Origin of the sequence: Promicromonospora panici (genome assembly GCF_900608595.1) — a bacterium.
GTDB lineage: Bacteria > Actinomycetota > Actinomycetes > Actinomycetales > Cellulomonadaceae > Promicromonospora > Promicromonospora panici.
The window spans coordinates 301,775-326,480 of record NZ_UWYY01000002.1; the positions used below are offsets into that span (position 1 = coordinate 301,775).

A 24,706-nucleotide genomic window follows, 5' to 3' on the forward strand; every position below is an offset into this window, starting at 1 on the left:
CGTCGGCCGCCACCCTCGAACCGAGGATGACGGCCGGCGCCGATTTGCGTGCTGAAAGCGTCAGGCGTCGCGCTTCTCGCGGATCTTCGCCTTCTTGCCGCGCAGCTCGCGCAGGTAGTACAGCTTCGCGCGGCGGACGTCACCGCGGGTCACGACCTCGATCGACTCGATGGTCGGCGCGTGCAGCGGGAACTTGCGCTCCACGCCCACGCCGAAGCTGACCTTGCGGACCGCGAACGTCTCGCCGATCCCGCCGCCGTGGCGGGAGATGACGACGCCCTGGAACGCCTGGATACGAGAGCGGTTGCCCTCGACGACCTTGACGTTGACCTTGACCGTGTCGCCGGCGCGGAACTCCGGGATGTCGGACCGCAGTGAGGCGGTGTCGATCATGTCGAGCTTCTGCATTGTTCTCTCCGGGCCTGCCACAGGTCAGGCGCGAATATCGTGGGCCCTGCCCCGGCCGGTCAGGCCGTCAGGGTCCCGAAGGATGATGATGATCGCGGTGCGGCTTGGCCCGGTCAGGGGCGGTTGACCGCCCCGGTCGTCCCCTGTGGCAGAGACCTGACCGGCGACGCACCGACGGGTAATTCTGCCACACGAATGTGCGGACCGGCGCCCCGAGCAGGTGTGACGTCCGGCGCACGGCGGCACGCCGGACGTCAGGCCCGCGTCAGCCCACCGCCGTCGTCCGGGGCGGGCACCCAGCCGAGCTCAGCGAGCAGCGACAGGTCGTGCTTGTCCAGGCCTGCGACGTCCAGCGCCGCGATCATGTCGGGGCGCAGGCGCGCCGTCCGCTCCAGCGCGCGGTCGCGACGCCAGCGCTCGATCTTCGCGTGGTGCCCCGACAGCAGTACCTCGGGGATCTCCAGGTCCGCCCACGACGGCGGCTTCGTGTACACGGGGTACTCCAGCAGCCCCGCGGCCCCGTGCGACTCCTCGACCAGGGAGTCCGGGTTGCCGACCATGCCGGGGATCAGCCGCGCCACGGCCTCGATCATGACGAGCGAGGCGACCTCGCCGCCGTTGAGCACGTAGTCGCCGATCGACAGCTCCCGCACCGTGACGCCCGCGGCGCGGTAGTGCTCGGCCACGCGGGCGTCGATGCCCTCGTACCGACCGCACGCGAACACGAGCTGCTCGGCCGACGCCAGCTCCTCGGCGTGCCGCTGGGTGAACACCTCGCCGGACGGCGTCGGGACGATCAGGTGGGCGCCTGCCGCGTTGGCGTCCAAGACCTCGTCGATCGCAAGGCCCCAGACGTCCGGCCGCATGACCATGCCCGCTCCCCCGCCGAACGGGGTGTCGTCCACGGTGCGGTGCCGGTCGGTCGTCCAGTCGCGCAGGTCGTGCACCCGCAGGTCCAGCAGGCCGCGCTGCCGCGCCTTGCCGACCAGCGACAGGTCGAGCACGGACAGGTAGTCCGGGAAGATCGAGACGACGTCGACGCGCACCTCAGTCGTCTTCCCGGTCGAGGTCGTCTTCCCGGTCGACGATCGCGGCGTCCGCATCACGGGCCAGCAGGCCGCCGGGCGGGGTCAGCACCACGCGGCCGCCCGCGACGTCGACCACGGGCACTATCGCCATGACGAACGGGACCAGCGTGCGTGCGGTGCCGCCGTCGGGGAGTGTCTCCTCGATCAGCAGCGCCTCGTGGGCGGGCTGGTACTCCAGCGTGACAACCTTGCCCACGACCGTGCCGTCGGCGAGCTCGGCGCGCAGGCCCTCCAGCTCGTGCGGGTACCAGGCGTCCTCCTCGTCGGAGGCGTCCGCCTCGACGACGAGCTCTGTTCCGCGCAGCTCCTCCGCCGCGGTCCTGCCGGTGATCTCGGCGAACGTGACCAACCACCGGCCCTGGTGCTCGCGCGAGTGCGTCACGGTCAGCGGGCCGACGTCGGCCGGCACCGTCTCGAGGCGCTCGCCCACCGCGAGCCGGGTCTCCGGGTCGTCGGTGCGCAGGTCCAGGGCGACCTCGCCCTTCAGCCCGTGCGCCTTGCTGACGCGGGCCACGGTGAGCTGCATGTCTCTCCTCGAAGAATGAATGAGCAAGGCCCGGTCCGAGTTCGGACCGGGCCTCGTCGTCGTGCTGAGCAGCCGGGGCTCAGCGCCGGTCGACGTCCACGACGTCGACCCGCACCGGGCCACCGGTGGCGAGCGCACCGATCACGGTGCGCAGAGCGCGAGCCGTGCGACCACCTCGGCCGATGACACGGCCCAGGTCGTCGGGGTGCACGCGGACCTCGAGCAGGTCACCACGGCGCAGCGTCTTCGCGGAGACGCGAACGTCCTCCGGGTTGTCCACGATGCCGCGCACCAGGTGCTCGAGGGCCTCCGAGAGCATCAGGCCTCGTCGCCCTCGGCCGGCGCAGCCGGGGCCTCGGCGGCGGCAGCAGCAGCCTTCTCGGCAGCCTTGGCCTTGGCCTTCTCGGCGTCGGTGTTGACGGCCTCGATGGCGGCGGTGGCGTCGGCCTTCTCGCCCTTGACCTTCAGGGTGCCCTCGGCACCCGGCAGGCCCTTGAACTTCTGCCAGTCACCGGTCACCTTGAGGAGCGCGGCGACCTGCTCGGTCGGCTGCGCGCCGACGCCGAGCCAGTACTGCGCGCGCTCCGACTTGATCTCGATGAGCGACGGCTCCTCGGTCGGGTGGTACTTGCCGATCTCCTCGATCGCACGGCCGTCGCGCTTGGTGCGCGAGTCCATGACGACGACGCGGTAGTACGGTGCCCGGATCTTGCCGAGGCGCTTGAGACGAATCTTGACAGCCACGAAGTGGTCTCTCCTGGTTCTGATGGGATGGTCCGAGCACCGCGACGTGGGGTGAAGCAGTGTGGAGGACCGAGACGCAGCCTGGCCGGGTGAGAGGGGCCCGGGCACGCCGAGTACCTGCACATTGTGCCAGACGCCGAGAGGCCCCACCAACCGCGCCTGCGTCACACTCCACGACCGCGAGGTAGAACTGTGGCGAGGTAGAACTGCAGCTTCGCGCTGCAGTTCTACCTCGCCAGAGTTCTACCTCGCCACAGTCCTACCTCGCCAGGGTTCTACCTCGGCGGATCGGGGTCGGGTCAGGACGTGGCGGGGTAGACCGTGCCGCGGAGGATCACCGCGGTCGGGTGGCGCAGGACCTCGATGTCCTCGCGGGGATCCGCCGGGTACACGACGAGGTCCGCGCTCGAGCCCTCGACGACGGCCCCGAAGCCCAGGTAGTCGCGGGCCCGCCAGGATGCCATGGCCACCACCTCGGACGCCGGGATGCCGGCCGCGACCAGCTCGGCGCACTCGTCGGCGATCCGGCCGTGCGAGATGGTTCCGCCGGCGTCGGTGCCGACCAGGAGCTGCACACCCGCCTCGTGCAGGTCGCGCACCTGTTGGTAACGGCGCGCATGCATGGCGCGCATCCGCTCTGCGTACACGGGGTACTTGCCGTCGGCCTGGGCCGCGATGTTCTCGAACTGGCCGACCTGCAGCAGCGTGGGCGTGACGGCGATGCCGCGCTCGGCGGCCTCTGCCATGTGGTCGGCGGTCATCCCGGTGCCGTGCTCGATGCAGTCGACGCCGGCGGCCAGCAGCCCGTCGATGGTCTCGGTGGCGAAGGCGTGCACCGTCACCCGGGCCGCCTCGGCGTGCGCGACGGCTACCGCCTCGGCGAGCAGGTCGTCGGGCCACAGGGGCCGCAGGTCGCCGTCGGCCCCGAGCGCGCGGTCGATCCAGTCGCCCACGATCTTGACCCAGCCGTCGCCCCGGCGGGCCTGCGTACGCACGGCCGCCGGGAGCAGCTCCGGGGACTCGAGCTCGAGCCCGTAGTTGCGCAGGTACCGCTTCGGCAGGGCCAGGTGCATGCCCGCCCGGAGCAGGTGCGGCAGGTCGCTGCGCTCGTGCACCCACGCCGTGTCCAGCGGCGAGCCGGCGTCGCGGATCAGCAGCACCCCGGAGTCCCGGTCGGCCACCGCCTGCTTCTCGGCCTCCTCGTCGGGCACCGCGCCGTCGGCGGCGAGCCCGATGTGACAGTGCACGTCGACCAGGCCGGGCAGCGCCCAGCCCTCGAGCACCCGCATGTTGGTGCCCTGCGCCGACGGGCGGGTCAGGCTGACGCGGCCGCCACGGACCCAGAGCTCCTCGGCCTCGCGGTCGTCACCCAGCAGGACGCGCCCACGGATCGCCACGGTCGGACCTTCCAGCGCAGACATCCGGCTCCTTCGTTCTCCCCGATTCGCCCTGTGGACACGCCCTGCCCCGCTCGGGGCCTACCTCGGGCGCCGGAGGCACCCCTCGGAACCACAAAACCCCGCCCTACGGCGGGACCCACCCGGCCGTCACCGGCCCAGGAACTTCTCCAGGCCCGCCGGCAGCTCGAGGTTGCTCAGGTCGGGCGCCTCGTCCTTCTTCTGGCCGACGCCGAAGGCCGAGCCGGCCGGCGCTGACGGCGCGGCGGCGGGGCCGCCGCCGAGGGCGCGCTGCATGGCTTCCTTCTCCTGCTGGGCGCGCTTGGCCGGGTTCCCGGACTTGCCCTTCTTGCCCTTCTTGGGCGGCTGCGTCTTGCCGCGCGACTTCTTGCCCATGCCCATGCCGGGGCCGCCGGGCATCGCGGGCATCCCACCCGGGCCCATGCCGCCGCCCTTCGACATCTGGCGCATCATCTTCTGGGCGTTCTCGAACCGCTCCAGGAGCTGGTTGATGGCGGTCGTCGTGGTGCCGGAACCCTTGGCGATGCGGGCGCGGCGCGAGCCGTTGATGATCTTCGGGTTGTCGCGCTCGGCCGGCGTCATCGAGTGGATGATCGCCTCGATGCGGCCCACCTCGCGCTCGTCGAACTGGTCGAGCTGGTCGCGCATCTGGGCCATGCCCGGCAGCATGCCGAGCATCTTCTTCATCGAGCCCATGTTCTTCAGCTGCTGCATCTGCACCAGGAAGTCCGAGAGCGAGAAGTCCTCGCCGCTGGCGACCTTGGCCGCCATCTTCTCGGCCTCGCCGGCGTCGAACGCCTTCTCGGCCTGCTCGATCAGGGTGAGCACGTCACCCATGTCGAGGATGCGGCTCGCCATGCGGTCGGGGTGGAAGACCTCGAAGTCCGTGAGCTTCTCGCCCGTGGACGCGAACATGATGGGCCGGCCGGTCACCTTGGCGACCGACAGGGCGGCGCCACCGCGGGCGTCACCGTCCAGCTTCGAGAGCACCACGCCCGTGAAGTCGACGCCGTCGGCGAACGCCTTGGCGGTGTTCACCGCGTCCTGGCCGATCATCGCGTCGATGACGAACAGGACCTCGTCCGGGTTCACCGCGGCGCGGATGTCCGAGGCCTGCTGCATGAGCACCTCGTCGATACCGAGGCGGCCCGCGGTGTCCACGATCACGACGTCGTGCTGGCGCTCCTTCGCATAGGCGACACCATCCCTCGCCACACCCACCGGGTCACCGATGAGCGGCGCGTCGGCCGCGGGGTCGTCGGCCTCCGACGTGTTGCCCGGGTGCGGCGCGAACACCGGCACGCCGGCGCGCTCGGCCACCACGGACAGCTGGGTCACGGCGTTGGGCCGCTGGAGGTCGGCGGCGACCAGCACCGGCGTGTGGCCCTGCCCCTTCAGGGCGTGCGCGAGCTTTCCGGCCAGCGTGGTCTTACCGGCGCCCTGCAGACCCGCGAGCATGATCACGGTCGGCGGCGTCTTGGCCAGCGTGAGCGGACGCGTGGCCCCGCCGAGGATGCCGACGAGCTCCTCGTTGACGATCTTGACGACCTGCTGGGCCGGGTTCAGCGCACCGGAGACCTCCGACGACAGCGCGCGCTCGCGCACCGCCGCCGTGAACTCGCGCACCACGGGTACCGCGACGTCGGCGTCGAGGAGGGCGCGGCGGATCTCCCGCACGGTCGCGTCGATGTCCGCCTCGGAGAGACGGCCCCGCGTGCGCAGGTTCTTGAACGTCGAGGTAAGCCGGTCGGACAGGGAATTGAACACGGACACAGCCTAAACGAGAAGGGTGACCACCCGTTCATCCGGCCAGCGCCAGCCGGGCCCGCTCCGTGAGCCCGTCCACGAGCCGGGCCCGCCATTCCGTCCAGTGCTTCGGCCCCAGCGACGTCGTGTCCGCCTCGGTCAGGGCGCGCAGCACGTCGAGCAGGTCGCGGCGGTGGTCCACGGCCTCCAGCAGCGTCGTCACCGTGTCCGGGTCGTCGGGGTCGGCTCTGGTCGCCAGGTCCGCGAGCGTGAGGTGGTGCCGCACGAGCCGCGTGACGTCGTCGACCACCTCGGTGCCGAAGCCCGCCCGGACCAGGATGCCCGGAACCAGCCGGGCGCCCTCCACCGAGTGGTCGGCCGCGCCGCGCACCTTGCCGATGTCGTGCAGGAGCGCAGAGAGCAGCAGGAGGTCACCGGGCGACACTCCTCCGCGCTGCCCGGCACCGGGCGCGAGCTCCGGCAGCCGACGCCGCAGCTTGGCCGCCACGGCGGCCGTCTCGACGAGGTGCCGGTCCACGGTGTGCCGGTGGATCGCCGCGCGCTGCGGCCGGTTGCGCACGTCGGCCCACTCCGGGAACCACGAGGTGACGACCCCGGCGAGGTCCAGCGCCTCCCAGACCGGGATCTGCGCCGGCCCCGCGGCGAGCAGCGCGAGCAGGCTCTCGCGCGCGGCCGGCGGCCACGGCTCGGGCAGGGGCGGGCACTGCTCCAGGCTCCGGATGGTCACGGGCGACAGCACGAGCCCCGTCCGGGCCGCCGTCGCCGCGGCGCGCAGGGGCAGCAGCGGGTCCTCCGCCGGCCGGGTGCCGACCCCGAGCACGAGCTCGCCGTCGTGCTCCACCAGGCCGTCGCCCACGGACCGCAGGCGCGGCGGCGTGCGCCGTCCGCGCACCACCATCGGCTTGCCCACGCCCACCGGGCGGGACAGGGCCTGCCGGGCCCGGCGGACCGTCATGTCGAGCGCGTACGAGATGACCCGGCCCGACTCCGCGAGGCTCGCCAGCAGCTCGTCGCCGTCGTCGTGCCCGGTGCGCTCGGCGACGTCCTCGAGGTCGGCCAGCAGAAGGCGGCTGGTCCGCCGACGCGTGACCACCTGCAGGGTGTCGCGCACGTCGAGCAGGTGCGTGTAGGCGGCGTCGACCGCGCCGTGCGGGCGGTCGGTGAGCCAGGTGGCGGCCAGGGCGGAGAGCAGGATCGCGTCCCGCATGCCGCCGCGCGTTTCCTTGAGGTCGGGCTCGATCAGGTAGGCCAGCTCCCCCGCGCGCTGCGCGCGGTCGCGCGTGGAGGTGATCAGCTCGGGCAGACGCCGCCGCGCGGCGGCGCGCCAGTCCGTCAGCACGGCGGACGCCGCCCGGTGCACGACGACGGCGTCGCCCGCCACCGCCCGCACGCTGAGCCAGCCGATCACCGCCGGCAGGTCGCTCGCCGCCACCTGCCGCGACTGGCTCAGGGACCGCACGGCGTGGTCGATGTCGACGCCGGAGTCCCACAGCGGGTACCAGAGCCGCTCGGCCACCTGCTGCAGCTCGTCCGCGCCGTGGGTGCGGCCGTCGTGCACCAGGACCAGGTCGAGGTCGCTCAGCGGGCCGAGCTCGCCCCGGCCCAGGCTCCCGACAGCGGCCAGGGCGATGCCCGACGGGTCGACGTCGTCGGTCGCCTCCGCGAACAGGGCGCCCAGGCGTTCGGTGACCCGCTGCCCGACGGCGGACCGCCGGGCCAGGCCCGAGCGGCCGGGACCCGTCAGGTCGGCGGCGATGGAGAGGAGTTCGTCGCGGAGGCCCCGCACCCCTGCGGTGGGGTGCGGGGCCTCCGCCTGCTCCCGGGTGCCCCCAGGCACCGGGTCATCTGTCATGCGTCGAGGAACACTCCCGGTCAGAGGGCGGCGTCGCCGTGCTCGCCGGTGCGCACGCGGGCCACGTCGTCGACCGACACGACCCACACCTTGCCGTCACCGATCTTGCCGGTCTGGGCTGCGCCGACGATCGCGTCCGTCACCGCGGTGACGTCCTCGTCCGTGACGAGCACCTCGATGCGGACCTTCGGCACCAGGTCGACGGTGTACTCAGCACCGCGGTAGACCTCAGTGTGGCCCTTCTGCCGGCCGTAGCCGCTGGCCTCGCTCACGGTCATACCGCGAACCCCCGCACCCTCCAACGCCGTCTTCACGTCGTCGAGACGGTGGGGCTGGATGACACCCGTGACGAGCTTCATGCGCGTACCTCCTTCAGAGTCGGTTGCTGCACCGTAGTCACGGTCAGCGCACTTCGGTGACGGTGGAGCCGGTCGCTACCTCGTACGCCGTCTCGTCATGGGAGGCCAGGTCGATACCGCTGACCTCCGCCTCCTCGGAGATGCGCCAGCCCATGATGGCCTTGAGCGCGTACGCGATGATCGCGGTGACGACGAAGCTGAACACGACGGCGATCAGCGCGGCGACGATCTGGGTGACGAGCTGCACGGCGCCGCCGCCGTAGAACAGGCCGTTGAGCGCTCCCTCCGGGTACCAGACGCCGAAGGACTCGGCGTTGTCGGTGGCGAAGAGACCGATCATGACGGTGCCGACGAGGCCACCGACCAGGTGCACGCCGACGACGTCGAGCGAGTCGTCGTAGCCGAACTTGTACTTCAGACCCACGGCGAGGGCGCAGAGGATGCCGGCCACGAGGCCGATGGCGATCGAGCCGTAGGTGTCGACAGCGGCGGCGGCCGGGGTGATGGCGACCAGGCCGGCAACAACACCGGAGGCGGCACCGAGCGTGGTGGGCGCGCCGTCACGGAACTTCTCGGTGGCCATCCAGGCCAGCATCGCGACGCCGGTCGCGACGAGGGTGTTCAGCCAGGCGCGGCCGGCGGTGCCGTCGGCAGCGAACTCCGAGCCGGCGTTAAAGCCGAACCAGCCGAACCACAGGAGGGCGGCGCCGAGCATGACGAACGGCAGGTTGTGCGGACGCATGGCCACCGTGCCGAAGCCCTTGCGCTTGCCGATGATCAGCGCGAGCGCCAGACCGGCGGCGCCGGCGTTGATGTGCACCACGGTGCCGCCGGCGAAGTCGATCGGGACCGACAGGGCCGTGGCGATCGGGCCCTCGGGTCCGAGGAGGCCGCCGCCCCACACCATGTGCGCGACGGGGCTGTAGACCAGCGTGACCCACAGGGCGGCGAAGGCGATCCAGGTGCCGAACTTCGCGCGGTCGGCGATGGCGCCGGAGATTAGGGCGACCGTGATGATCGCGAACGTGGCCTGGTAGCCCGCCGCGACGGTGGCGGGAACCCCGACGGCGGCCATCAGGGACTCGGCGTCGGTGATCGCGAGGCCGAAGAAGTCCGCCGGGTTGCCGATGACGCCACCGATGTCGGTGCCGAAGGTCAGCGAGTAGCCGTAGAGCACCCAGATCAGACCGACGACGCCGATCGAGCTGAAGCTCATCATCATCATGTTGAGGACGCTCTTCCCGCGCACCATGCCGCCGTAGAAGAACGCCAGGCCCGGCGTCATCAGCAGCACGAGCGAGGAGGCCGTGATCATCCAGGCAGTGTTTCCACTGTCCAGTTCGAATTCCATCAGATGCCTCTCTCCCCGGACCGGTCCTCTTGACTCGGCCCACCGCGACTACCGTCGCGGGAAGGCGTTACGCGTGACCTGCACTGAGGTTACGAATACGTGACGCAGGCGGGGAGAATGTAAACGTCTCATTTCGCGGTCGAATTGGGCTAAATATTCGGGCCAACCGTGATCTGATCGTGATTCGAGCGCGACGCGCCTGTGATGTCGTGCCACAAGCGGGAATCTTCTCACATATTGGACGGTTCCTCGGCGCGAGGAAAAGCACTACATAATTCCCGCGCGCGAAACCTATCCAAGAATGCCGTCGACGAACTCCTCGACGTCGAACGGCGCCAGATCGTCCGGTCCCTCACCGAGGCCGATGAGCTTGACCGGCACGCCGAGCTCCCGCTGCACCTGCACCACGATCCCGCCCTTGGCGGTGCCGTCCAGCTTGGTCAGCACGATGCCCGTGACGCCGGCGACCTCCGCGAAGACGCGCGCCTGCGAGAGCCCGTTCTGCCCGGTCGTCGCGTCCAGCACCAGCAGCACCTCGCTCGGCGCGGCGACCTTGCTGGAGACCCGCACGATCTTGCCGAGCTCGTCCATGAGGCCGGCCTTGTTCTGCAGGCGCCCCGCGGTGTCCACGAGCACGACGTCGATCTTCTCGTCGCGCCCGCGCGCGACGGCCTCGAACGCGACGGACGCCGGGTCCGCGCCCTCACGGTCGGAGCGCACCGTCGGCACGCCCACCCGGTTGCCCCACGTGGTGAGCTGGTCGGCAGCCGCGGCGCGGAAGGTGTCGGCGGCGCCGAGCACGACGCTGCGGCCGTCCGCCACGAGCACCCGGGCGAGCTTGCCGACCGTCGTCGTCTTGCCGGTGCCGTTCACACCGACCACGAGGGTCACGGCGGGCAGGTGCGTGCCGTCCGCGGTGGTGCTCGGCTCGGTCTTGAGCGTCCGGTCCAGGCCCGGCTCCAGGAGCGTCACGAGCTCGGAGCGCAGCAGGTCGCGTACGGCGACGGGCTCACGCACGCCGAGCACGCGGACCTTGGTGCGCAGTGCGTCCAGCAGCTCCGTGGTCGGGCCGGCGCCGACGTCCGCGAGGAGCAGCTCCTCCTCGATCTCGTCCCAGTCGTCCTCGGTGAGCGCGTCCCGGGACAGGACGGACAGCAGCCGGGCGCCCAGCGGCGAACCCGAGCGCGCGAGGCGGTCGCGGAGCCGCACCAGGCGGCCGGCGGTGGGCGCGGGGGTCTCGACGGCTTCGCGGGGTGGAGCCGGGGCCTCGACCGGTGCCCCACCAGCCGCGTCCGTCGACACCTCCGGCTCGACCGCCACCTCCGGCGCACGCTCGACGGTCGCCTGACCGCCGCCCTGGTCCTGGCCGCGCCTCCGGCGTCGGGCGACGAGGAGTCCGGCGATGCCGCCACCGCCCGCGAGGACGACGACGGCGGAGATGATCTCGATCCAGGGAAGCTCGTTCACGCCCAGATTCTTTCATCCCGCGGACGGGGTGCGGGAGCCGGTGCGACGGCGTCCGGCAACCGAGCCCTGCTTAGGCTTGCCTAATTCGCGAGTGTAGGGTGACGTGGCCGCGCGGGAACGAGCCTGAAGCCCGCGCCGGCCCGGAACCACGGCCGTGCGCGGCCGTCACCACAGACAGAGGAACAACCATGCCCCGCGCAGTTTCCGCGACCGTCGCCGCCCTCGTCCTGGGCGCCGCTCTGCTCACCGGCTGCGGCCCGACGGACGACTCCGGCACCGGCGACAACAAGTCGAACGTCGCCACCGGCCAGGAGGGGTTCGCGGACGTCCGCGAGCTCGCCGCCCAGCTCGGCACCGATGCCGCCCCCGGCGAGTTCCCCCGCACCGTGCGCAACCTCGTGGCCAACGAGGAGGTCGGCGAGACCGAGATCCCGGCCAAGCCGGAGCGCGTCGTCGTGCTCGACACGGGCGAGCTGGACAACATGGCTGCCCTGGGCATCGAGCCGGTCGGCATCGCCCACCCGGCCGACGTCGGCATGGCGCCCGACTACCTGGACGTCGGCGACGCCGTCGACCTGGGCGCCTACGACGCCCTCGACCTCGAGCAGATCAAGAACCTCGAGCCGGACCTCATTCTCGGCACGTCGCTGCGGATCGACGACGACGAGCTCAAGCGCAAGCTGCAGGAGATCGCGCCGACCGTGCTCGCGCCGCGCCCCGGCGTCCTGTGGAAGGAGAACTTTCTCCTGAACGCGGCCGCCGTCGGCGAGGAGGAGCGCGCCCAGGAGCTGCTGGACGCCTACGAGGAGCGCGCGGCCGAGGTCGGCGCCGCCGTCACCGAGGCGAACGGCGGGACCGCCCCGACCATCTCCATGCTGCGCTTCATGGCGGGGCAGATCCGGCTGTACGCGAACGACTCGTTCATCGGCATCGTCCTCGCCGATGCCGGGCTGCCCCGGCCCGAGACCGAGGACATCGCCGACCTCGCCGTGGAGATCTCGGCGGAGGAGATCACCCTCGCCGAGGGCGACTGGCTGCTGTGGGGCACCTACGGCGAGCCCGACTCGACCGAGCAGGCGGCGGTCGTCGACGGCCCCCTGTGGGACCAGGTCCCCGCGGTGGCGAACCGCGGCGTCGTGCGGGAGGTGCCGGACGAGACCTGGTACCTGGGTCTGGGTGTGGCGGGGGCCGAGCTGGTCCTCGACGACCTGGAAGCCATCGCCGCCGACCAGCGGTGAGCGCACCCCGGACCCTTCCGGCGAGCAGGACCGCACTCACCGCGGTCCTGCTCGGCGCGCTCGTCCTGCTCGCGGTCGCCACGCTCGCCAGCGTGACCGTCGGCACCCGGGTACTGTCCCCGGCCGAGACCTTCGCCGGCCTGCTGGGCCACGAGGGCGTGGCCGCGACGGTCATCTGGGAGCTGCGGCTGCCCCGGACCCTGCTCGGCCTGCTGGTCGGGTGCGCGCTGGGGGTGGCGGGGGTGCTCGCGCAGGCGGTGACCCGCAATCCCCTGGCCGACCCCGGCCTGCTCGGCATCTCCGCCGGAGGCGCTGTGGCCGTGGTGGCGGGCAGTGCCTTCCTGGGCCTCGGCGCGGGGATCCCCCGCGTGCTGCTCGCACTGGCTGGCGCGGCACTGGCCACGGCCGCCGTGTACCTGTTCGCGAGCCGTTCGCCCGAGGGGCTCACGCCCGTGAACATGACGCTCGCCGGGATGGCCATGACCGCCTTCCTCGCCGCGGCCGTCTCGGCGACCGTGCTGCTCAGCGCGTCCACCATGGACCAGTACCGGTTCTGGGTCGTGGGGGCGCTCGACCTGCCCGATCCCGCGGTGCTGCTGCCCGCGATCCCGCCGGCCGTGGCGGGCGCGATCCTCGCGATGGTCGTGTCCGGCTCGCTCAACGCCCTGGCCCTGGGCGACGACACGGCAGCGGCGCTCGGCGTCGCCGTCGTGCGCACGCGGCTGCTCGCGGGCGCGGCAGTGGTGCTGCTGTCGGGCACGGCGGTGGCCCTGGCCGGGCCCATCGCGTTCGTGGGTTTGGTCATCCCGCACATCGCCAGGGCCCTGGTGGGTACCGACGTGCGCCGCGTGCTCGCCCTCTCGGCCGTGCTCGGGCCGCTGCTGCTGGTCACGGCCGACGTCGTGGGCCGCCTGGTCGCCCGCCCCGCCGAGGTGCAGGTAGGCGTCGTGACGGCGCTGCTGGGCACCCCGTTCTTCATCTGGCTGACCCGCCGCGCGAAGGAGCGTGCCCAGTGATCGCCGCCCCGCCGCGCACCAGGCGTTCGCCGCGAGCCCTGCGCTCCCTGCTCCCCCGGCCGCGGCCCCGGAGCCGGGTGGTCGCCGCCGTCCTCGGCGCGTGGCTGTTCCTGGTCGTCGTGACCGCCGTCGCCCTGAGCCTCGGCGACGAGGCCACGTCACCCGCGGCGCTGTGGGCGGCGCTCCAGGGCCGCGGGCCGGAGAACACCGTGTACGCGGTGCTCGAGGTCCGGCTGCCCCGAGTGGTCCTGGCCATGGTCGTGGGCGCCGCCTTCGGCGTGTCCGGCGGGCTCAGCCAGAGCGTGCTGCGCAACCCGCTGGCCAGCCCCGACGTCCTCGGCATCAGCGCGGGCGCCTCGGTGGCGGTCGTCGCCGTCATCGCCATCGGCTCGCTGGGCGGGCCCGTCGGCGTCGTCCCGGTCCCGGTCGCCGCCCTGGTGGGCGGGCTCGGCGCGGCCGCACTGATCGCGCTGCTCGCCCTGGGCGGCGCCCTGCGCGGCCGCCGCATCCTCCTGGTCGGCATCGCGCTGTCCGCCGCGCTCACCGCGCTGACGCAGTTCCTGCTGACCCGCATCGACGTCTACGACGCGCAGCGCTCGGCGGCCTGGCTCACCGGCAGCCTGAACGCGCGCGGCTGGGGCGAGGCCATGCCGGTGCTCGTCGGCGTGGCGGTGCTGGTGCCCGCCGCCCTCGTGCTGGCCCATACCAACCGCGCCCTCCTCTTCGAGGACGACGTCGTGGCCGGCTGGGGCGTCCGGCCGGGTCGCGCCCGTGCCGTGCTGCTGGTGATCGCGGTCTGCCTGGCGGCGCTCGCCACGTCGGCGGCCGGCCCCGTGGCGTTCGTCGCGCTGGTCTCGGGGCAGGTGGCGCGTCGGCTCGCCGCCGTCCCCGACATCCCGCCGCTCCTGGCGGGCGCCGCCGGCGCCTCGCTCGTGCTGGTGGCGGACACCGTCGCCCGCACCGCGCTGCCGTCCCAGCTTCCCGTGGGCGTGCTGACCGGGCTGGTCGGCGCGCCCTACCTGCTGTACCTGCTGCAGCGCCGCCGCTCCACGAGAGGGACCCCCTGATGAACACGGTCATCACGTCCGACGCCCGCCTGCGGGCCGACGCCGTCAACCTTGGCTACGGCGACCGGGCCGTGGTGCGGGAGCTGTCGCTCGACGTGCCCGACCAGAAGGTCACCGTCATCGTCGGGCCCAACGCGTGCGGCAAGTCGACCCTGCTGCGCGGCCTCGCCCGCCTCCTGCCGCCGGCGAGCGGGACCGTGCTCCTGGATGGTCGGGCCATCTCGGAGCTGCCGACCCGCGAGGTGGCGCGCGTCATGGGCATGCTGCCGCAGTCGCCCGTCTCGCCCGAGGGGATCACGGTGCGGGACCTCGTCTCCCGAGGACGGCACCCGCACCAGAGCTGGTGGCACCAGTGGGGCGAGTCCGACACGGAGGCGGTGGCGGACGCGCTGCGTGCCACCGGCACCGAAGAGCTGGCCGGGCGGGACGTGGACGAGCTGTCCGGCGGGCAGCGCCAGCGGGCCTGGATCGCGATGGCGGTCGCCCAGCGCACCGACCTGCTGCTCCTCGACGAGCCGACGACGTACCTCGACATGGCCCACCAGCTGGACGTCCTGGAGCTGGTCGCCACGCTCAACCGGGATCACGGCCGGACGGTGGTCATGGTGCTGCACGACCTCAACCTCGCGTGCCGCTACGCCCACCACATCGTCGCCATGCGCGACGGCGAGATCGTCGCGGAGGGCGCGCCCGCCGAGGTGGTCACGGCGGACCTCCTGCGCGACGTGTTCTCGGTCGAGGCGTCGATCCTCGCGGATCCGCTCAGCGGGACGCCGGTGATCGTCTCGCACCGGACGGTGCAGGGCTGACCGCGCGCCGGCCGGGACCTGCGCGAGCGGCTAGCTCGCGGCCTGGGCCGGGCCCTGGTCCGCCGGCGGCTCCTGCGAGATCTTCTGCACGCTCTGCACCGGACGCACCGCCCGTAGCTGGCCAGGAACGCGGTTGACCGGCTTGAGCGGGACCGTGCCGAGCGGCACGTGCAGCGTCTTCTGCGCCTGGTCCCGCGCGCGGTTCAGGACGTCGGTCAGCTCCTCGGCGTCGACGTAGCCGGGCTTGGACTCGATGGTCGCGGCAAAGAACTCGGACATCCCCATGTCCACCGGCTTGGTGTCGGGCTTGATCACGGGCGGCTTACCGACCCAGACGGACGGGGCGCCTACTGCGTGCGTCGCGACCGCGGAGGCGCCGCGCCGGCGGCCGTCCCGGCGCCTCTTCACGTCACCGCGCAGTTGAGCGAGGCCGGACCTGAACCACTGGACGAACGAGACCTGCTCGGCCTTGTTCGTGGGCGCGTCCATCTGGCTGGCCACGACGAAGACACCCACCGCCAGGACCAGGCACACCACGAGCAGAATGACCGACCACCACATAGGGCTATTGTGTCGTGTCTTGTCCGGTCGTGCCGCGCAGACGACCGCGACACGCCGCGCAACACGCACGGTTTCGCGAGGAGAAATCTCTCACACCTGCAGTTTCCCGGCCGTGGCGTGCGGAAAATCACCCGCTGGGACGTCCTAGGCGGTGACCGTCTCGCGGTCGCCCATGCGCTGGCTGATCAGCGTCGTGACGCCGTCGCCCCGCATCGTCACGCCGTACAGGGCGTCGGCGACCTCCATCGTGCGCTTCTGGTGCGTGATCACGATGAGCTGGCTGTCCTTCTGCAGCTCCTTGAAGATCTCGATCAGCCGGCCGAGGTTGACGTCGTCGAGCGCGGCCTCGACCTCGTCCATGATGTAGAACGGGCTCGGCCGGGCCTTGAAGATCGAGACGAGGAACGCCACCGCCGCGAGCGAGCGTTCGCCACCCGAGAGCAGCGACAGCCGCTTGACCTTCTTGCCGGCGGGGCGCGCCTCGACCTCGATGCCGGTGGTCAGCAGGTTCTCCGGCTCCGTGAGCGTGAGCTTGCCCTCGCCGCCGGGGAACAGGCGCGGGAAGATCTCGAGGAACTTCGCCGCCGTGTCCTGGAACGCCTCGGCGAACACCTGCTGCACACGCTCGTCGATGTCGTCGACGATCTGCAGCAGGTCCTCGCGCGACTTCTTCAGGTCGGCGAGCTGGTCCACGAGGAACTGGTGCCGCTCCTCCAGCGCCGCGAACTCCTCCAGCGCCAGCGGGTTCACGGCGCCGATCCGCGACAGCGCCTTCTCGGCCTTCGCGAGCCGGGCCTCCTGCTCCTCGCGGACGTACGGGACCATCCGGTCCGGCTTCGGCTCGGTGGACTCGGGTTCCTCGGCGGTGGCGACCTCGCCCTCGGCGGGGGCCTCGTCCGGCTCCGCCCCGGCCGCCGCGACGATCACAGCGGTCGCGGCGGGGTCGTCCGGCCGGAGACCGGCCTCGTGCAGGGCGCGCGTGCGCGCGATGAGGGCGTCCTCGCGCGCGGCGGCACCACGCGGCAGCGCCGGATCGCCGTCGTACCGGATCGGGTTGCCCTCGTCGTCACGCTCGACCACGGCGCGGCGCTTGCGGCCGCGCACCGCCGCTTCGCCCTCGTAGACGGGCACCTGCTGGTGCGGGCCGAACTCCTCGATGAGCACGTCCGGGTCCATGCCGAGCTCGTCGGTCGCGCGCGACTGCAGCTGCTCCAGGCGCAGCAGCTGCTGCGCGCGGGCCACCTCGTCGCGGTGCGCGACGTCGGTGAGCTCGCGCAGCTCGCCCGTCAGGGACTCCACGCTCCCCCGCACGGCGAGCAGCTGCTCCGAACCCGCGGCACGCGCCTCCTCGGCGGCTGCCTTGTCCGCCGTCGCCCGGTCCAGTGACCGAGCGATCGCCTCGAGCGCCACCGCAACGGCCTGCTGCACCTGCAGCGCACGCGACGCGTCACGCCGCCGGGACTCCTCGCGCTCGGCGGCCCGGGCGCGGGCCTCGCGCTCCTGCTCGGCCGCAGCGGCCAGCGCCTGCGCGCGGCCCGACACGGCACGGGCCCGCTCCTCCGCGGTGCGCAGCGCGAGCCGCGCCTCCGTCTCGCGTGCCCGGGCCGCCGTCGCCGCGGCCGCAGCTTCGTCGCGCTGGGCCTGGACCTCGTCGACGGAGCCCTCGTCGTCAGAGGGCTCCTCCTCGGCGATCGTCATGCGCTCGACGAGCGCCTCGAGCTCGATCTCGTCCTCGGCGCGCCGGGCCTGCGCCTGCTCGAGCGCGGCGCGGTGCCTGTCGGCCTCGGCCTGGGCGGCGCGTGCGGCCGCGCCCAGCGAGCCGAGCTGTTCGGCGGCGGCCGCGCGCGCGGCGTCCGCCTCCCCGAGCCGGGCAAGCGTCTCGTCGTAGCGCTCCTGCGCCGCCGCGCGTTCGGCCCGGGCGCGCTCCAGGTGCGCCGAGCCGTCCGTCTCCCGGGCCGCGGCCTCGTCGCGAGCGGCCTTGGCCTCGTCCAGGGCCGACTGCAGGTGCAGCACGCTGGGCGCGGCCGCCGACCCGCCCCAGGCGCGCGTCGTGCCCAGCAGGTCGCCGGCCCGCGTCACCGCGACCACGGGCTGGTCGCGCACGAGGGCACGGGCGCGCGCCAGGTCGTCCACCACCACGACGTCGCGCAGGATCGTCAGCAGCGCGGCCGACGCCGGTCCCGCCACCTGCACCACGTCCGTGGCCCACCGAGCACCCGCCGGGAGGTCGACCGCCGGACGGTCCGCGCCGGCGCCGGGCGCCGGGCGCTCGGCGCCCACGACCAGGCTGGCCCGGCCGGCGTCCTCGTCCCGCAGCAGCCGCAGGGCGTCCACGGCCTCGTCGACGCCTGCCACGGCGACGGCGTCCGCCACGGGGCCGAGGGCTGCGGCGACCGCGTCCTCGAAACCCGCCTCGATGCCCAGCAGCGCCGCCACCGAACCGAGCACACCCGCCTGGTTCGCGGCCAGGAGCGTGCCCGCGCCGTCCTTGCGGTCCAGGCTGAGCTCGAGCGCCTCGACCTTCGCGGCGGCGGAGCTGCGGTCCCGCTGCGCGGTCGTCACCTGCTCCTGCAGGTGCCGGACTTCGGCCTTCGCCAGCTCGAGCACCTCCGACGCCGCCTCGTGGGCGACGTCGAGCCCTTCCGCGCCGTCCTCGCCGCCACCGCCGACCTCGGACTCGAGCGCCCCGAGCTCGCGCGACGTGCTCTCCACCCGCTGCTCGGCCTCCAGGAGGGCTTCACGCAGGCGGTCCAGCTCGGACTCCGCGGCCTCCACGCGGCTGCGGCGCGCCGCGACCTGGCCCGCCAGGCGGGCGAGGCCCTCCCGGCGGTCGGCAGCGGCCCGCAGCAGCGCGGCGTGCGAACGCTCGGCGGCCTGCGCGGCAGCCTCGGCCTCGGCGCGCGCGTCGACAGCGGTCTCCACCACCTCATGGGCCATCTCGACCTCGGTGACGAGCTCCTCCTCGCTCGCACGGGCGCGGGCGGCCTGCGCCTCGAGGTCGTCCGGGTCCTGGCCCTGGTGCGCGGGCTCGGCGGTGCCGAGCAGGCGGGCGCGCTCCCCCGCCAAGGACTGCAGGCTGCGCAGGCGCTCCCGCGTCTGGGACAGCGCGAAGACCGTGTCACCCGCCTGGCTGACCTGCTGCGACTCCGCCGACATCGCCGCCTCCAGGCGGGCCAGGGTGCCCCGGGCCTCGGTCAACGCCGCCTCGGTCTCGGCCTGCCGCTCCTTGAGGGACCGCTCGTCCGCGCGCTCCTGCTCGAGCTGCGCGGTGAGCTGCGCGAGGTCGTCGGCGAGCAGGCGGGACTTGGCATCGCGCAGGTCGCGCTGGACGGTCTGGGCCTTGCGGGCCGCCTCGGCCTGCCGGCCCAGCGGGCCCAGCTGGCGCCGCAGCTCGGCGGTCAGGTCACCCAGGCGCGCGAGGTTGCCCTGCATCGCGTCCAGCTTGCGGAGCGCCTTCTCCTTGCGCTTGCGGTGCTTGAGGACGCCCGCGGCCTCCTCGATGAAGCCGCGGCGCTCCTCCGGCGTCGCGCGCAGTACGGCGTCGAGCTGGCCCTGGCCCACCACGACGTGCATCTCGCGCCCGATGCCGGAGTCGCTCAGCAGCTCCTGGATGTCCAGCAGGCGGCAGCTGTTGCCGTTGATCGCGTACTCGGAACCGCCGCTGCGGAACAGCGTGCGGGAGATCGTGACCTCGGTGTAGTCGATCGGCAGCGCGCCGTCGGTGTTGTCGATCGTCAGGGCGACCTCGGCGCGGCCCAGCGGCGCGCGACCGGACGTGCCGGCGAAGATGACGTCGTCCATCTTGCCGCCGCGCAGCGACTTGGCGCCCTGCTCACCCATGACCCAGGACAGCGCGTCGACCACGTTGGACTTGCCGGAGCCGTTGGGGCCCACCACGCAGGTGATGCCCGGCTCCAGCTCGAGGGTGGTCGCCGACGCGAAGGACTTGAATCCCCGGAGCGTGAGCGTCTTGAGGTGCACTGGGTGAGCCTAACGGTGGATGCGGGCCAAACGTCGGACGTACGCGAGGTAACGCCGAAGTAGAACTGTGGCGAGGTAGAAGCGCAGCGAAGTAGAACTGTGGCGAAATAGGACCGCAGCGATGCCAGAGTTCTACTTCGCTGCAGTTCTACCTCGCCACAGTTCTACCTCGGCGAGAGGGGGCGGGAGTGTCGGGAGGGGGTCAGCCGAGTTCCGGGAACCAGAGGGCGATCTCGCGGGCTGCGGACTCCGCGGAGTCCGAACCGTGCACCAGGTTCTGCTGCACCTTGGTGCCCCAGTTCCGGCCCAGGTCGCCGCGGATCGTACCGGGGGCGGCGTCGGTCGGGTTCGTGGCGCCCGCCAGCGAGCGGAAGCCGGGGATGACGCCCTCGCCCTCGGCCACGACGGCCAGGACCGGGCCCGACATCATGAACTCGACCAGCGGAGCGTAGAACGGCTTGCCCTCGTGCTCGGCGTAGTGGGCGGCGAGCAGCTCGGTGGTGGCGTTCTTCAGCTCCACGGCCCGGAGCGTGTAGCCCTTGGTTTCGATGCGGCGCAGGATCTCGCCGGACAGGCCGCGGCGGACGCCGTCCGGCTTGACGAGGACGAGGGTGCGCTCGGCCACGGGCTGCGTCGAGGCCTCCGTGGGCAGGGTCTTCTCTGCGACGTCGGTCATGACGCAACCTTATCCGGGCCCAAAGCGCCCCGATGACCGCACGCCCACCCGACGAGCTCAGACGTTCGGCGCCGTCTCCGGGTGGGCCGCGTCGTACTCCGCACGCTCTCGGTCCACGCGTGCGCCCAGGCGCACCGCGTAGAACCACAGCACCACGAAGATCCCGCCGACCAGGTACATCATCGGCACCAGCAGACCCATGGCGAGCACCGGGATCTGTGCCACCGAGCCGGCCGCCCGTCCGGCGGTCGAGCCCTGCGCCCGGGACAGGATCAGGAGCACCAGGGCAAGGACGCCGCCCAGCACCCAGATCGCCGCGCTTGACTCGATCCGGAGCGGCCCGCGCCCGAACTCCGAGTCGCGTAGTCCCCACACCGCCAGCGTCGCGAAGATCACCACGAACACCTCGAGCAGCAACGTGGTGGACGTGAACTGCACCAGCGCGGACTTCCTGGGCTTGATGCGGTCGCCGGGGGCGGGTTGATCCTTGCTCACCGGTTCAGGATATCCGTCTCCTTGGGCTGGGCGGCGTCCTCCATGACCGCCTCGCCGCGGGCGACCATGCCGGCCTCGTTGGACAGCTTGACCTCCCTGAGGAAGAGCGCGAGCACGAGGCCGACCGCGACCAGCGGCACGAGGTACCAGAACGCCGGGGCGAGGGAGTCGGCGAACGCGTCGACCACGCCGCTGCGCAGCGGCTCGGGCAGCTGGTCGACGAGCGCCGGCGTCAGACTGGAACCGCCACCGGCAGGCGCGGAACCCTCGGGCAGGCCCTCGAAGACCCCGCCCAGGTTGTCCGTCAGCCGCGACGTGAACACGGTCGTGAACGCCGCGGTACCCACCGCGGCGCCGATCTCCCGGAAGAAGTTGTTCGACGACGTCGCCGTGCCCAGCTCGCGCGGGTCCACCGAGTTCTGCACCGCGAGCACGATGGTCTGCATGATGAGGCCCATCCCGGCGCCGAGCACGAAGATCATCGCGCCGAACAGCCACAGGGACATGCCGCCCTCGATGGTCGTCAGCCAGATCATGCCGAGGATCGTGATCGCCAGGCCCGCCACCGGGTACATCTTGTAGCGGCCGGTCTTCGAGATCGCGATGCCGGAGACGATGGAGGTCAGCATCACGCCAGCCATCATCGGGAGCATCAGCAGGCCGGACTCCGTGACGCCGGCGCCGGCCGACATCTGCAGGAACGTCGGCAGCATCGCCATGGCGGAGAACATGCCCATGCCGAGCACCAGGCCGATGAGCGTGGTGATGGTGAACGTGGGGTTCTTGAACAGCCGCAGCGGGATCAGCGGCTCCGCCGCCCGGTTCTCGATGAGCACGAACAGGCCGACCAGGACCACGGTGCCGATCAGCACCCCGAGCAGCATCGGGTCGGCCCAGTCGTAGCCGTCGTTGCCGAGCGACTCCCAGCTGGTCAGCAGCACGATGCCGGTGGTGCCCAGCGCCATGGTGAGGATGCCGCCCCAGTCGGTCGGCCGGTCCGAGCGGTGCGAGGGCAGCTTGAGCGCGAAGTACGCGATGAACCAGGCGGCGATGCCGATCGGCACGTTGATCCAGAACGTCCAGCGCCAGCCGGGGCCGTCGGTGAGCCAGCCGCCGAGCAGCGGGCCCGCGACGGCGGAGATGCCGAACAGGGCACCCATGGGGCCCATGTACTTACCGCGGTCGGACGCCGGGATGATGTCGGCGATGATCGCCTGCGACAGGATCATCAGGCCGCCGCCGCCCAGGCCCTGCACGGCGCGCCAGGCCACGAGCGACTCGAACGTCTGCGCCATGCCGCCGCCCAGCGAGGCGACGACGAACAGGCCGACCGCCACGAGGAACGGCCAGCGCCGCCCGTAGAGGTCGCCGAACTTGCCGTAGAGCGGCATGGCGATGGCGATCGCCAGGATGTACGAGGTGATGACCCAGCCCTGGTGCTCCACGCCGTTCAGCTCGCCCACGATGGTGGGCATCGCGGTGCCGACGATGGTCTGGTCCAGGGAGGACAGGAACATCGAGGCCATCAGGGCCCCGAAGATCAGCCAGATCGTGCGCTGGTTGAGGACGACCAGCGGCTTGTCCGGCGCCGTGGTGACGGCGTGGCTCATGAAGGGTGTGCCTTTCTGGGGATCAGGCTTGGCTGTGGGCTGGATGGTTAGGAGTCCAGGTCGTGCGCGACGACGTCGATGAGCTGCGCGACGGCGGCGGGCAGGTGGTCGGCCGGGTCGCCGGTGTACCCGGCGTGCTCCCAGGCGACGAGCGCGGTGCGGAGAAGGAGCAGGACGAGCATCGTCAGCAGCTCGTTGGAGGCGCTGAACGGGGCGGTCGCGCGGCGAGCGTCGAAGAGCTCGGTGAGCCGGGTCTTGTGCCGGTCCATCCAGATCACGTGGCGCTGCAGCAGGCGCGGCTCCTGCTGCATGAGGTCCATGGCCCGCATCACCCGGTCGTGGGACTCGCCGGCCGAGGCGAGCAGCGAGGCGACCACCGCCTGGACGTCGGTCAGCAGCCGGCCGGTGGGGCCGCCCTCGACGAAGGTCCGGACGACGTCCTCAGGGATGCCGGTGTCCTCGGCGCCTAGCACGGCGTCGTCCTTGGACTCGAAGTAGTTGAAGAAGGTGCGGGCCGAGACGCCGGCCTCGGCGCTGATCATCTCGACGGTCACGGCGTCGAGGCCGTGCTCCGCGACCAGTTCTTGTGCCGCGTCGATCAGGGCCGCGCGGCGGGCCCGCTTCTTGCGTTCGCGCAGCCCCTGCTCGGCGGGCGCCCCCTCGGGCGCGGAGGCGAGTTCACGCGGGCCGGGGCGCGCTTCGGCGTCTGCGGGCGCGGCTGTCTCGCGGGGGGACGTGGGAACCATGGTCCGATTCTTGCACCCCATGCAGAATTACATCAACTGCAAAAAGAGGAGGCGCCGGTCACACCTCGCCGAACCCCGCCTCGATCATCTCCACGACTGTCGACACCGCCTCGGCGGCCCGCTCCCCCGTGGCCTCCACGCGCAGCTCGCGCCCCTGCGTGGCGCCGAGCGCCATGAGCTGCAGCACGCTGGAGGCGTCGACGCCGTCGATGGTCACCGCCGCGCCCAGCTCGGCCACCTTGCGCGACACGAGCGCCGCCGGGCGCGCGTGCAGCCCGAGGGAATTGCGCACGGTCACCGTCCGCGAGGTCTGGCTCTCCCCGCCCGACGGCGCCCCGTCCTCCTCGAGCGACTGCGCCGCCTCGACCGCGGCGAACATCCGCACCGATGCGCTGGCCGACTCGAGCACGGCGGTCAGGTCCGCGCCGCCGTGCGCCGTCACGGCCGCGGCGACCGCGCCCTCGACGAACGGGGCCCGCGCCAGCACCACGCGCTCGGCCAGGGAGTCGTCCAGCTCCAGCGCGGCCTCGACCGTGAGCACCGAGGACCCGAGGTCCCCGAGCACGACGACGCCGCCGTCCACCGCGGCGCCGAGGGCGTCGGCGCCCGCCGGACCGCCGTCGGGGGCGGCGTCGGGCGCGGCGTCGGCCAGGATCGTGAGGACGTCCGCGAGCGCCTTCTGGACGGCGTCGAGCGACGTGCCCAGCCCGCCGTCGGGCCCACCGCCCACGCCGCGGATCAGCACGTCGGGCGCCATCTGCTCCGCGAGCTGCGCGACGCCGCGAGCCAGCTCCGCGGAGTGCGAGACGAGCACCAGGGCGACGCGCGCCGTCATGCCGCGCTGCGGGGGTCGGTCGGCGTCGGTCCGGACAGGGCGGCGGCCATCGCCGCGCCCAGGACCAGTGCGGTGGACCGCGCGCCCGGGTCCTCGTGCCCGGCGCTGCGTTCCCCGAGATAGGACGCGCGGCCCTTGGTCGCGACCATCGGGATCGTGGCGGTCGCGGCCTTGTCGGCGGCCTCCGCCGCGGCCCGCAGGACGTCCACCTCGGAGCCGCCGTCGCCCGCCGCGGCCTCGGCCGCCTCGACGGCCGCGTGCCAGGCGTCCACCATCGTCTTCTCCCCCACTGTCGCCTTGCCGCGCGAGGACACGCCCTCGAGCGCGGCCTCCAGCACCGCCACGACGGCCGGCGGGTCGATCTGGGGGCGGCCCGACACCTTCGCCGCCCGCAGGTAGGCCGTGCCGTACAGAGGGCCGGACGCGCCGCCGACAGTGGACATCAAGGTGGTCGCCACGAGCTTCAGGACGTCGCCGACGGTCCTCTCGTCCGCGGAGCCGCGGCCGGACGCCTCGTCGTCGAGCCGCACCACCACCGCCCGGAAGCCGCGGTGCAGGTTCTCGCCGTGGTCGCCGTCGCCGATCTGCCGGTCGAGCTCCGTGAGCTCGTCCTTCGCGTCCGCGACCGCGTCCGCCGTCCGGCGGACCCATCGCTCCGCCCAGTCCGCGTCCAACGCCATGTCCTTCAGCCC

23 protein-coding genes are annotated in these 24,706 nt (G+C 72.6%); 4 read left to right on the forward strand and 19 right to left on the reverse strand.

What is annotated here, in order from left to right:
- Window positions 1–60: 60 nt before the first annotated feature.
- The 11 genes from rplS to ftsY all read right to left on the reverse strand — a co-directional run bounded on the left by rplS (window position 61) and on the right by ftsY (window position 10,980).
- The gene (rplS, locus tag EW117_RS03200) at window positions 61–408 is read right to left on the reverse strand and encodes a 50S ribosomal protein L19 (RefSeq protein ID WP_129783565.1); all 348 of its coding nucleotides are present in this window, start codon (window positions 406–408) and stop codon (window positions 61–63) included.
- Between the two features lie 254 nt (window positions 409–662).
- Window positions 663–1,454, reverse strand: coding sequence for a tRNA (guanosine(37)-N1)-methyltransferase TrmD (gene trmD, locus EW117_RS03205; RefSeq protein ID WP_129783567.1), 792 nt, complete (start codon window positions 1,452–1,454; stop codon window positions 663–665).
- A gap of 1 nt (window position 1,455) precedes the next feature.
- Window positions 1,456–2,022 carry a ribosome maturation factor RimM gene (gene rimM, locus EW117_RS03210; RefSeq protein WP_129783569.1) on the reverse strand — a complete coding sequence of 189 codons (567 nt, stop codon included), beginning with the start codon at window positions 2,020–2,022 and terminating at the stop codon, window positions 1,456–1,458.
- Between the two features lie 79 nt (window positions 2,023–2,101).
- Window positions 2,102–2,341, reverse strand: coding sequence for an RNA-binding protein (locus tag EW117_RS03215; RefSeq protein ID WP_129783571.1), 240 nt, complete (start codon window positions 2,339–2,341; stop codon window positions 2,102–2,104).
- The gene (rpsP, locus tag EW117_RS03220) at window positions 2,341–2,766 is read right to left on the reverse strand and encodes a 30S ribosomal protein S16 (protein WP_129783573.1); all 426 of its coding nucleotides are present in this window, start codon (window positions 2,764–2,766) and stop codon (window positions 2,341–2,343) included. Before rpsP ends, EW117_RS03215 begins: the two co-directional genes overlap by 1 nt.
- Before the next feature lie 299 nt (window positions 2,767–3,065).
- The gene (locus tag EW117_RS03225) at window positions 3,066–4,187 is read right to left on the reverse strand and encodes an amidohydrolase family protein (protein ID WP_129783575.1); all 1,122 of its coding nucleotides are present in this window, start codon (window positions 4,185–4,187) and stop codon (window positions 3,066–3,068) included.
- Between the two features lie 126 nt (window positions 4,188–4,313).
- Window positions 4,314–5,951, reverse strand: coding sequence for a signal recognition particle protein (gene ffh, locus EW117_RS03230; RefSeq protein ID WP_129783577.1), 1,638 nt, complete (start codon window positions 5,949–5,951; stop codon window positions 4,314–4,316).
- A 34-nt stretch (window positions 5,952–5,985) separates the two neighbouring features.
- Window positions 5,986–7,803: a [protein-PII] uridylyltransferase family protein gene (locus EW117_RS03235; protein ID WP_129783579.1), complete on the reverse strand. Its 1,818-nt coding sequence runs from the start codon at window positions 7,801–7,803 to the stop codon at window positions 5,986–5,988.
- Window positions 7,804–7,823: 20 nt separating this feature from the next.
- A complete protein-coding gene (locus EW117_RS03240) occupies window positions 7,824–8,162 on the reverse strand; it encodes a P-II family nitrogen regulator (RefSeq protein ID WP_129783581.1) in 339 nt (112 codons plus the stop codon).
- Window positions 8,163–8,205: 43 nt separating this feature from the next.
- Complete coding sequence (locus EW117_RS03245) at window positions 8,206–9,513, reverse strand: ammonium transporter (RefSeq protein WP_129783583.1); 1,308 nt, start codon at window positions 9,511–9,513, stop codon at window positions 8,206–8,208.
- Between the two features lie 291 nt (window positions 9,514–9,804).
- Window positions 9,805–10,980, reverse strand: a complete 1,176-nt coding sequence (gene ftsY / locus EW117_RS03250) for a signal recognition particle-docking protein FtsY (protein WP_129783585.1) — start codon at window positions 10,978–10,980, stop codon at window positions 9,805–9,807.
- Window positions 10,981–11,168: 188 nt separating this feature from the next.
- Between ftsY and EW117_RS03255 the strand changes: the two genes are divergently transcribed.
- From EW117_RS03255 to EW117_RS03270, 4 genes are read left to right on the forward strand one after another with little or no spacing between them, the layout of a single operon-like run.
- On the forward strand, window positions 11,169–12,218 hold the full coding sequence (locus EW117_RS03255; RefSeq protein WP_129783587.1) for an ABC transporter substrate-binding protein: 1,050 nt from the start codon (window positions 11,169–11,171) through the stop codon (window positions 12,216–12,218).
- Window positions 12,215–13,234, forward strand: coding sequence for a FecCD family ABC transporter permease (locus tag EW117_RS03260; RefSeq protein ID WP_129783589.1), 1,020 nt, complete (start codon window positions 12,215–12,217; stop codon window positions 13,232–13,234). Before EW117_RS03255 ends, EW117_RS03260 begins: the two co-directional genes overlap by 4 nt.
- Window positions 13,231–14,301 (forward strand): FecCD family ABC transporter permease, encoded by a 1,071-nt coding sequence (locus EW117_RS03265; protein WP_207211727.1) that lies wholly within the window; start codon window positions 13,231–13,233, stop codon window positions 14,299–14,301. Before EW117_RS03260 ends, EW117_RS03265 begins: the two co-directional genes overlap by 4 nt.
- Window positions 14,301–15,110 (forward strand): ABC transporter ATP-binding protein, encoded by an 810-nt coding sequence (locus tag EW117_RS03270; RefSeq protein WP_129783591.1) that lies wholly within the window; start codon window positions 14,301–14,303, stop codon window positions 15,108–15,110. Before EW117_RS03265 ends, EW117_RS03270 begins: the two co-directional genes overlap by 1 nt.
- Before the next feature lie 30 nt (window positions 15,111–15,140).
- Here EW117_RS03270 and EW117_RS03275 read toward each other — a convergent pair whose 3' ends face one another.
- The 8 genes from EW117_RS03275 to dhaL all read right to left on the reverse strand — a co-directional run bounded on the left by EW117_RS03275 (window position 15,141) and on the right by dhaL (window position 24,694).
- Window positions 15,141–15,671 (reverse strand): hypothetical protein, encoded by a 531-nt coding sequence (locus EW117_RS03275; RefSeq protein ID WP_129783593.1) that lies wholly within the window; start codon window positions 15,669–15,671, stop codon window positions 15,141–15,143.
- A gap of 144 nt (window positions 15,672–15,815) precedes the next feature.
- Window positions 15,816–19,652, reverse strand: coding sequence for a chromosome segregation protein SMC (gene smc / locus EW117_RS03280; RefSeq protein ID WP_129783595.1), 3,837 nt, complete (start codon window positions 19,650–19,652; stop codon window positions 15,816–15,818).
- Between the two features lie 202 nt (window positions 19,653–19,854).
- A complete protein-coding gene (gene ndk, locus EW117_RS03285; RefSeq protein WP_129783597.1) occupies window positions 19,855–20,328 on the reverse strand; it encodes a nucleoside-diphosphate kinase in 474 nt (157 codons plus the stop codon).
- A 57-nt stretch (window positions 20,329–20,385) separates the two neighbouring features.
- On the reverse strand, window positions 20,386–20,823 hold the full coding sequence (locus tag EW117_RS03290) for a DUF4233 domain-containing protein (protein WP_129783599.1): 438 nt from the start codon (window positions 20,821–20,823) through the stop codon (window positions 20,386–20,388).
- Window positions 20,820–22,433 carry an MDR family MFS transporter gene (locus tag EW117_RS03295; protein ID WP_129783601.1) on the reverse strand — a complete coding sequence of 538 codons (1,614 nt, stop codon included), beginning with the start codon at window positions 22,431–22,433 and terminating at the stop codon, window positions 20,820–20,822. The genes EW117_RS03290 and EW117_RS03295 overlap by 4 nt, the downstream gene beginning before the upstream one ends.
- 47 nt (window positions 22,434–22,480) lie before the next feature.
- Window positions 22,481–23,179, reverse strand: a complete 699-nt coding sequence (locus EW117_RS03300) for a TetR/AcrR family transcriptional regulator (protein ID WP_129783603.1) — start codon at window positions 23,177–23,179, stop codon at window positions 22,481–22,483.
- A gap of 58 nt (window positions 23,180–23,237) precedes the next feature.
- Complete coding sequence (locus tag EW117_RS03305; protein ID WP_129783605.1) at window positions 23,238–24,014, reverse strand: HPr family phosphocarrier protein; 777 nt, start codon at window positions 24,012–24,014, stop codon at window positions 23,238–23,240.
- Window positions 24,011–24,694 carry a dihydroxyacetone kinase subunit DhaL gene (dhaL, locus tag EW117_RS03310; RefSeq protein ID WP_129783607.1) on the reverse strand — a complete coding sequence of 228 codons (684 nt, stop codon included), beginning with the start codon at window positions 24,692–24,694 and terminating at the stop codon, window positions 24,011–24,013. The genes EW117_RS03305 and dhaL overlap by 4 nt, the downstream gene beginning before the upstream one ends.
- Window positions 24,695–24,706 lie beyond the last annotated feature (12 nt).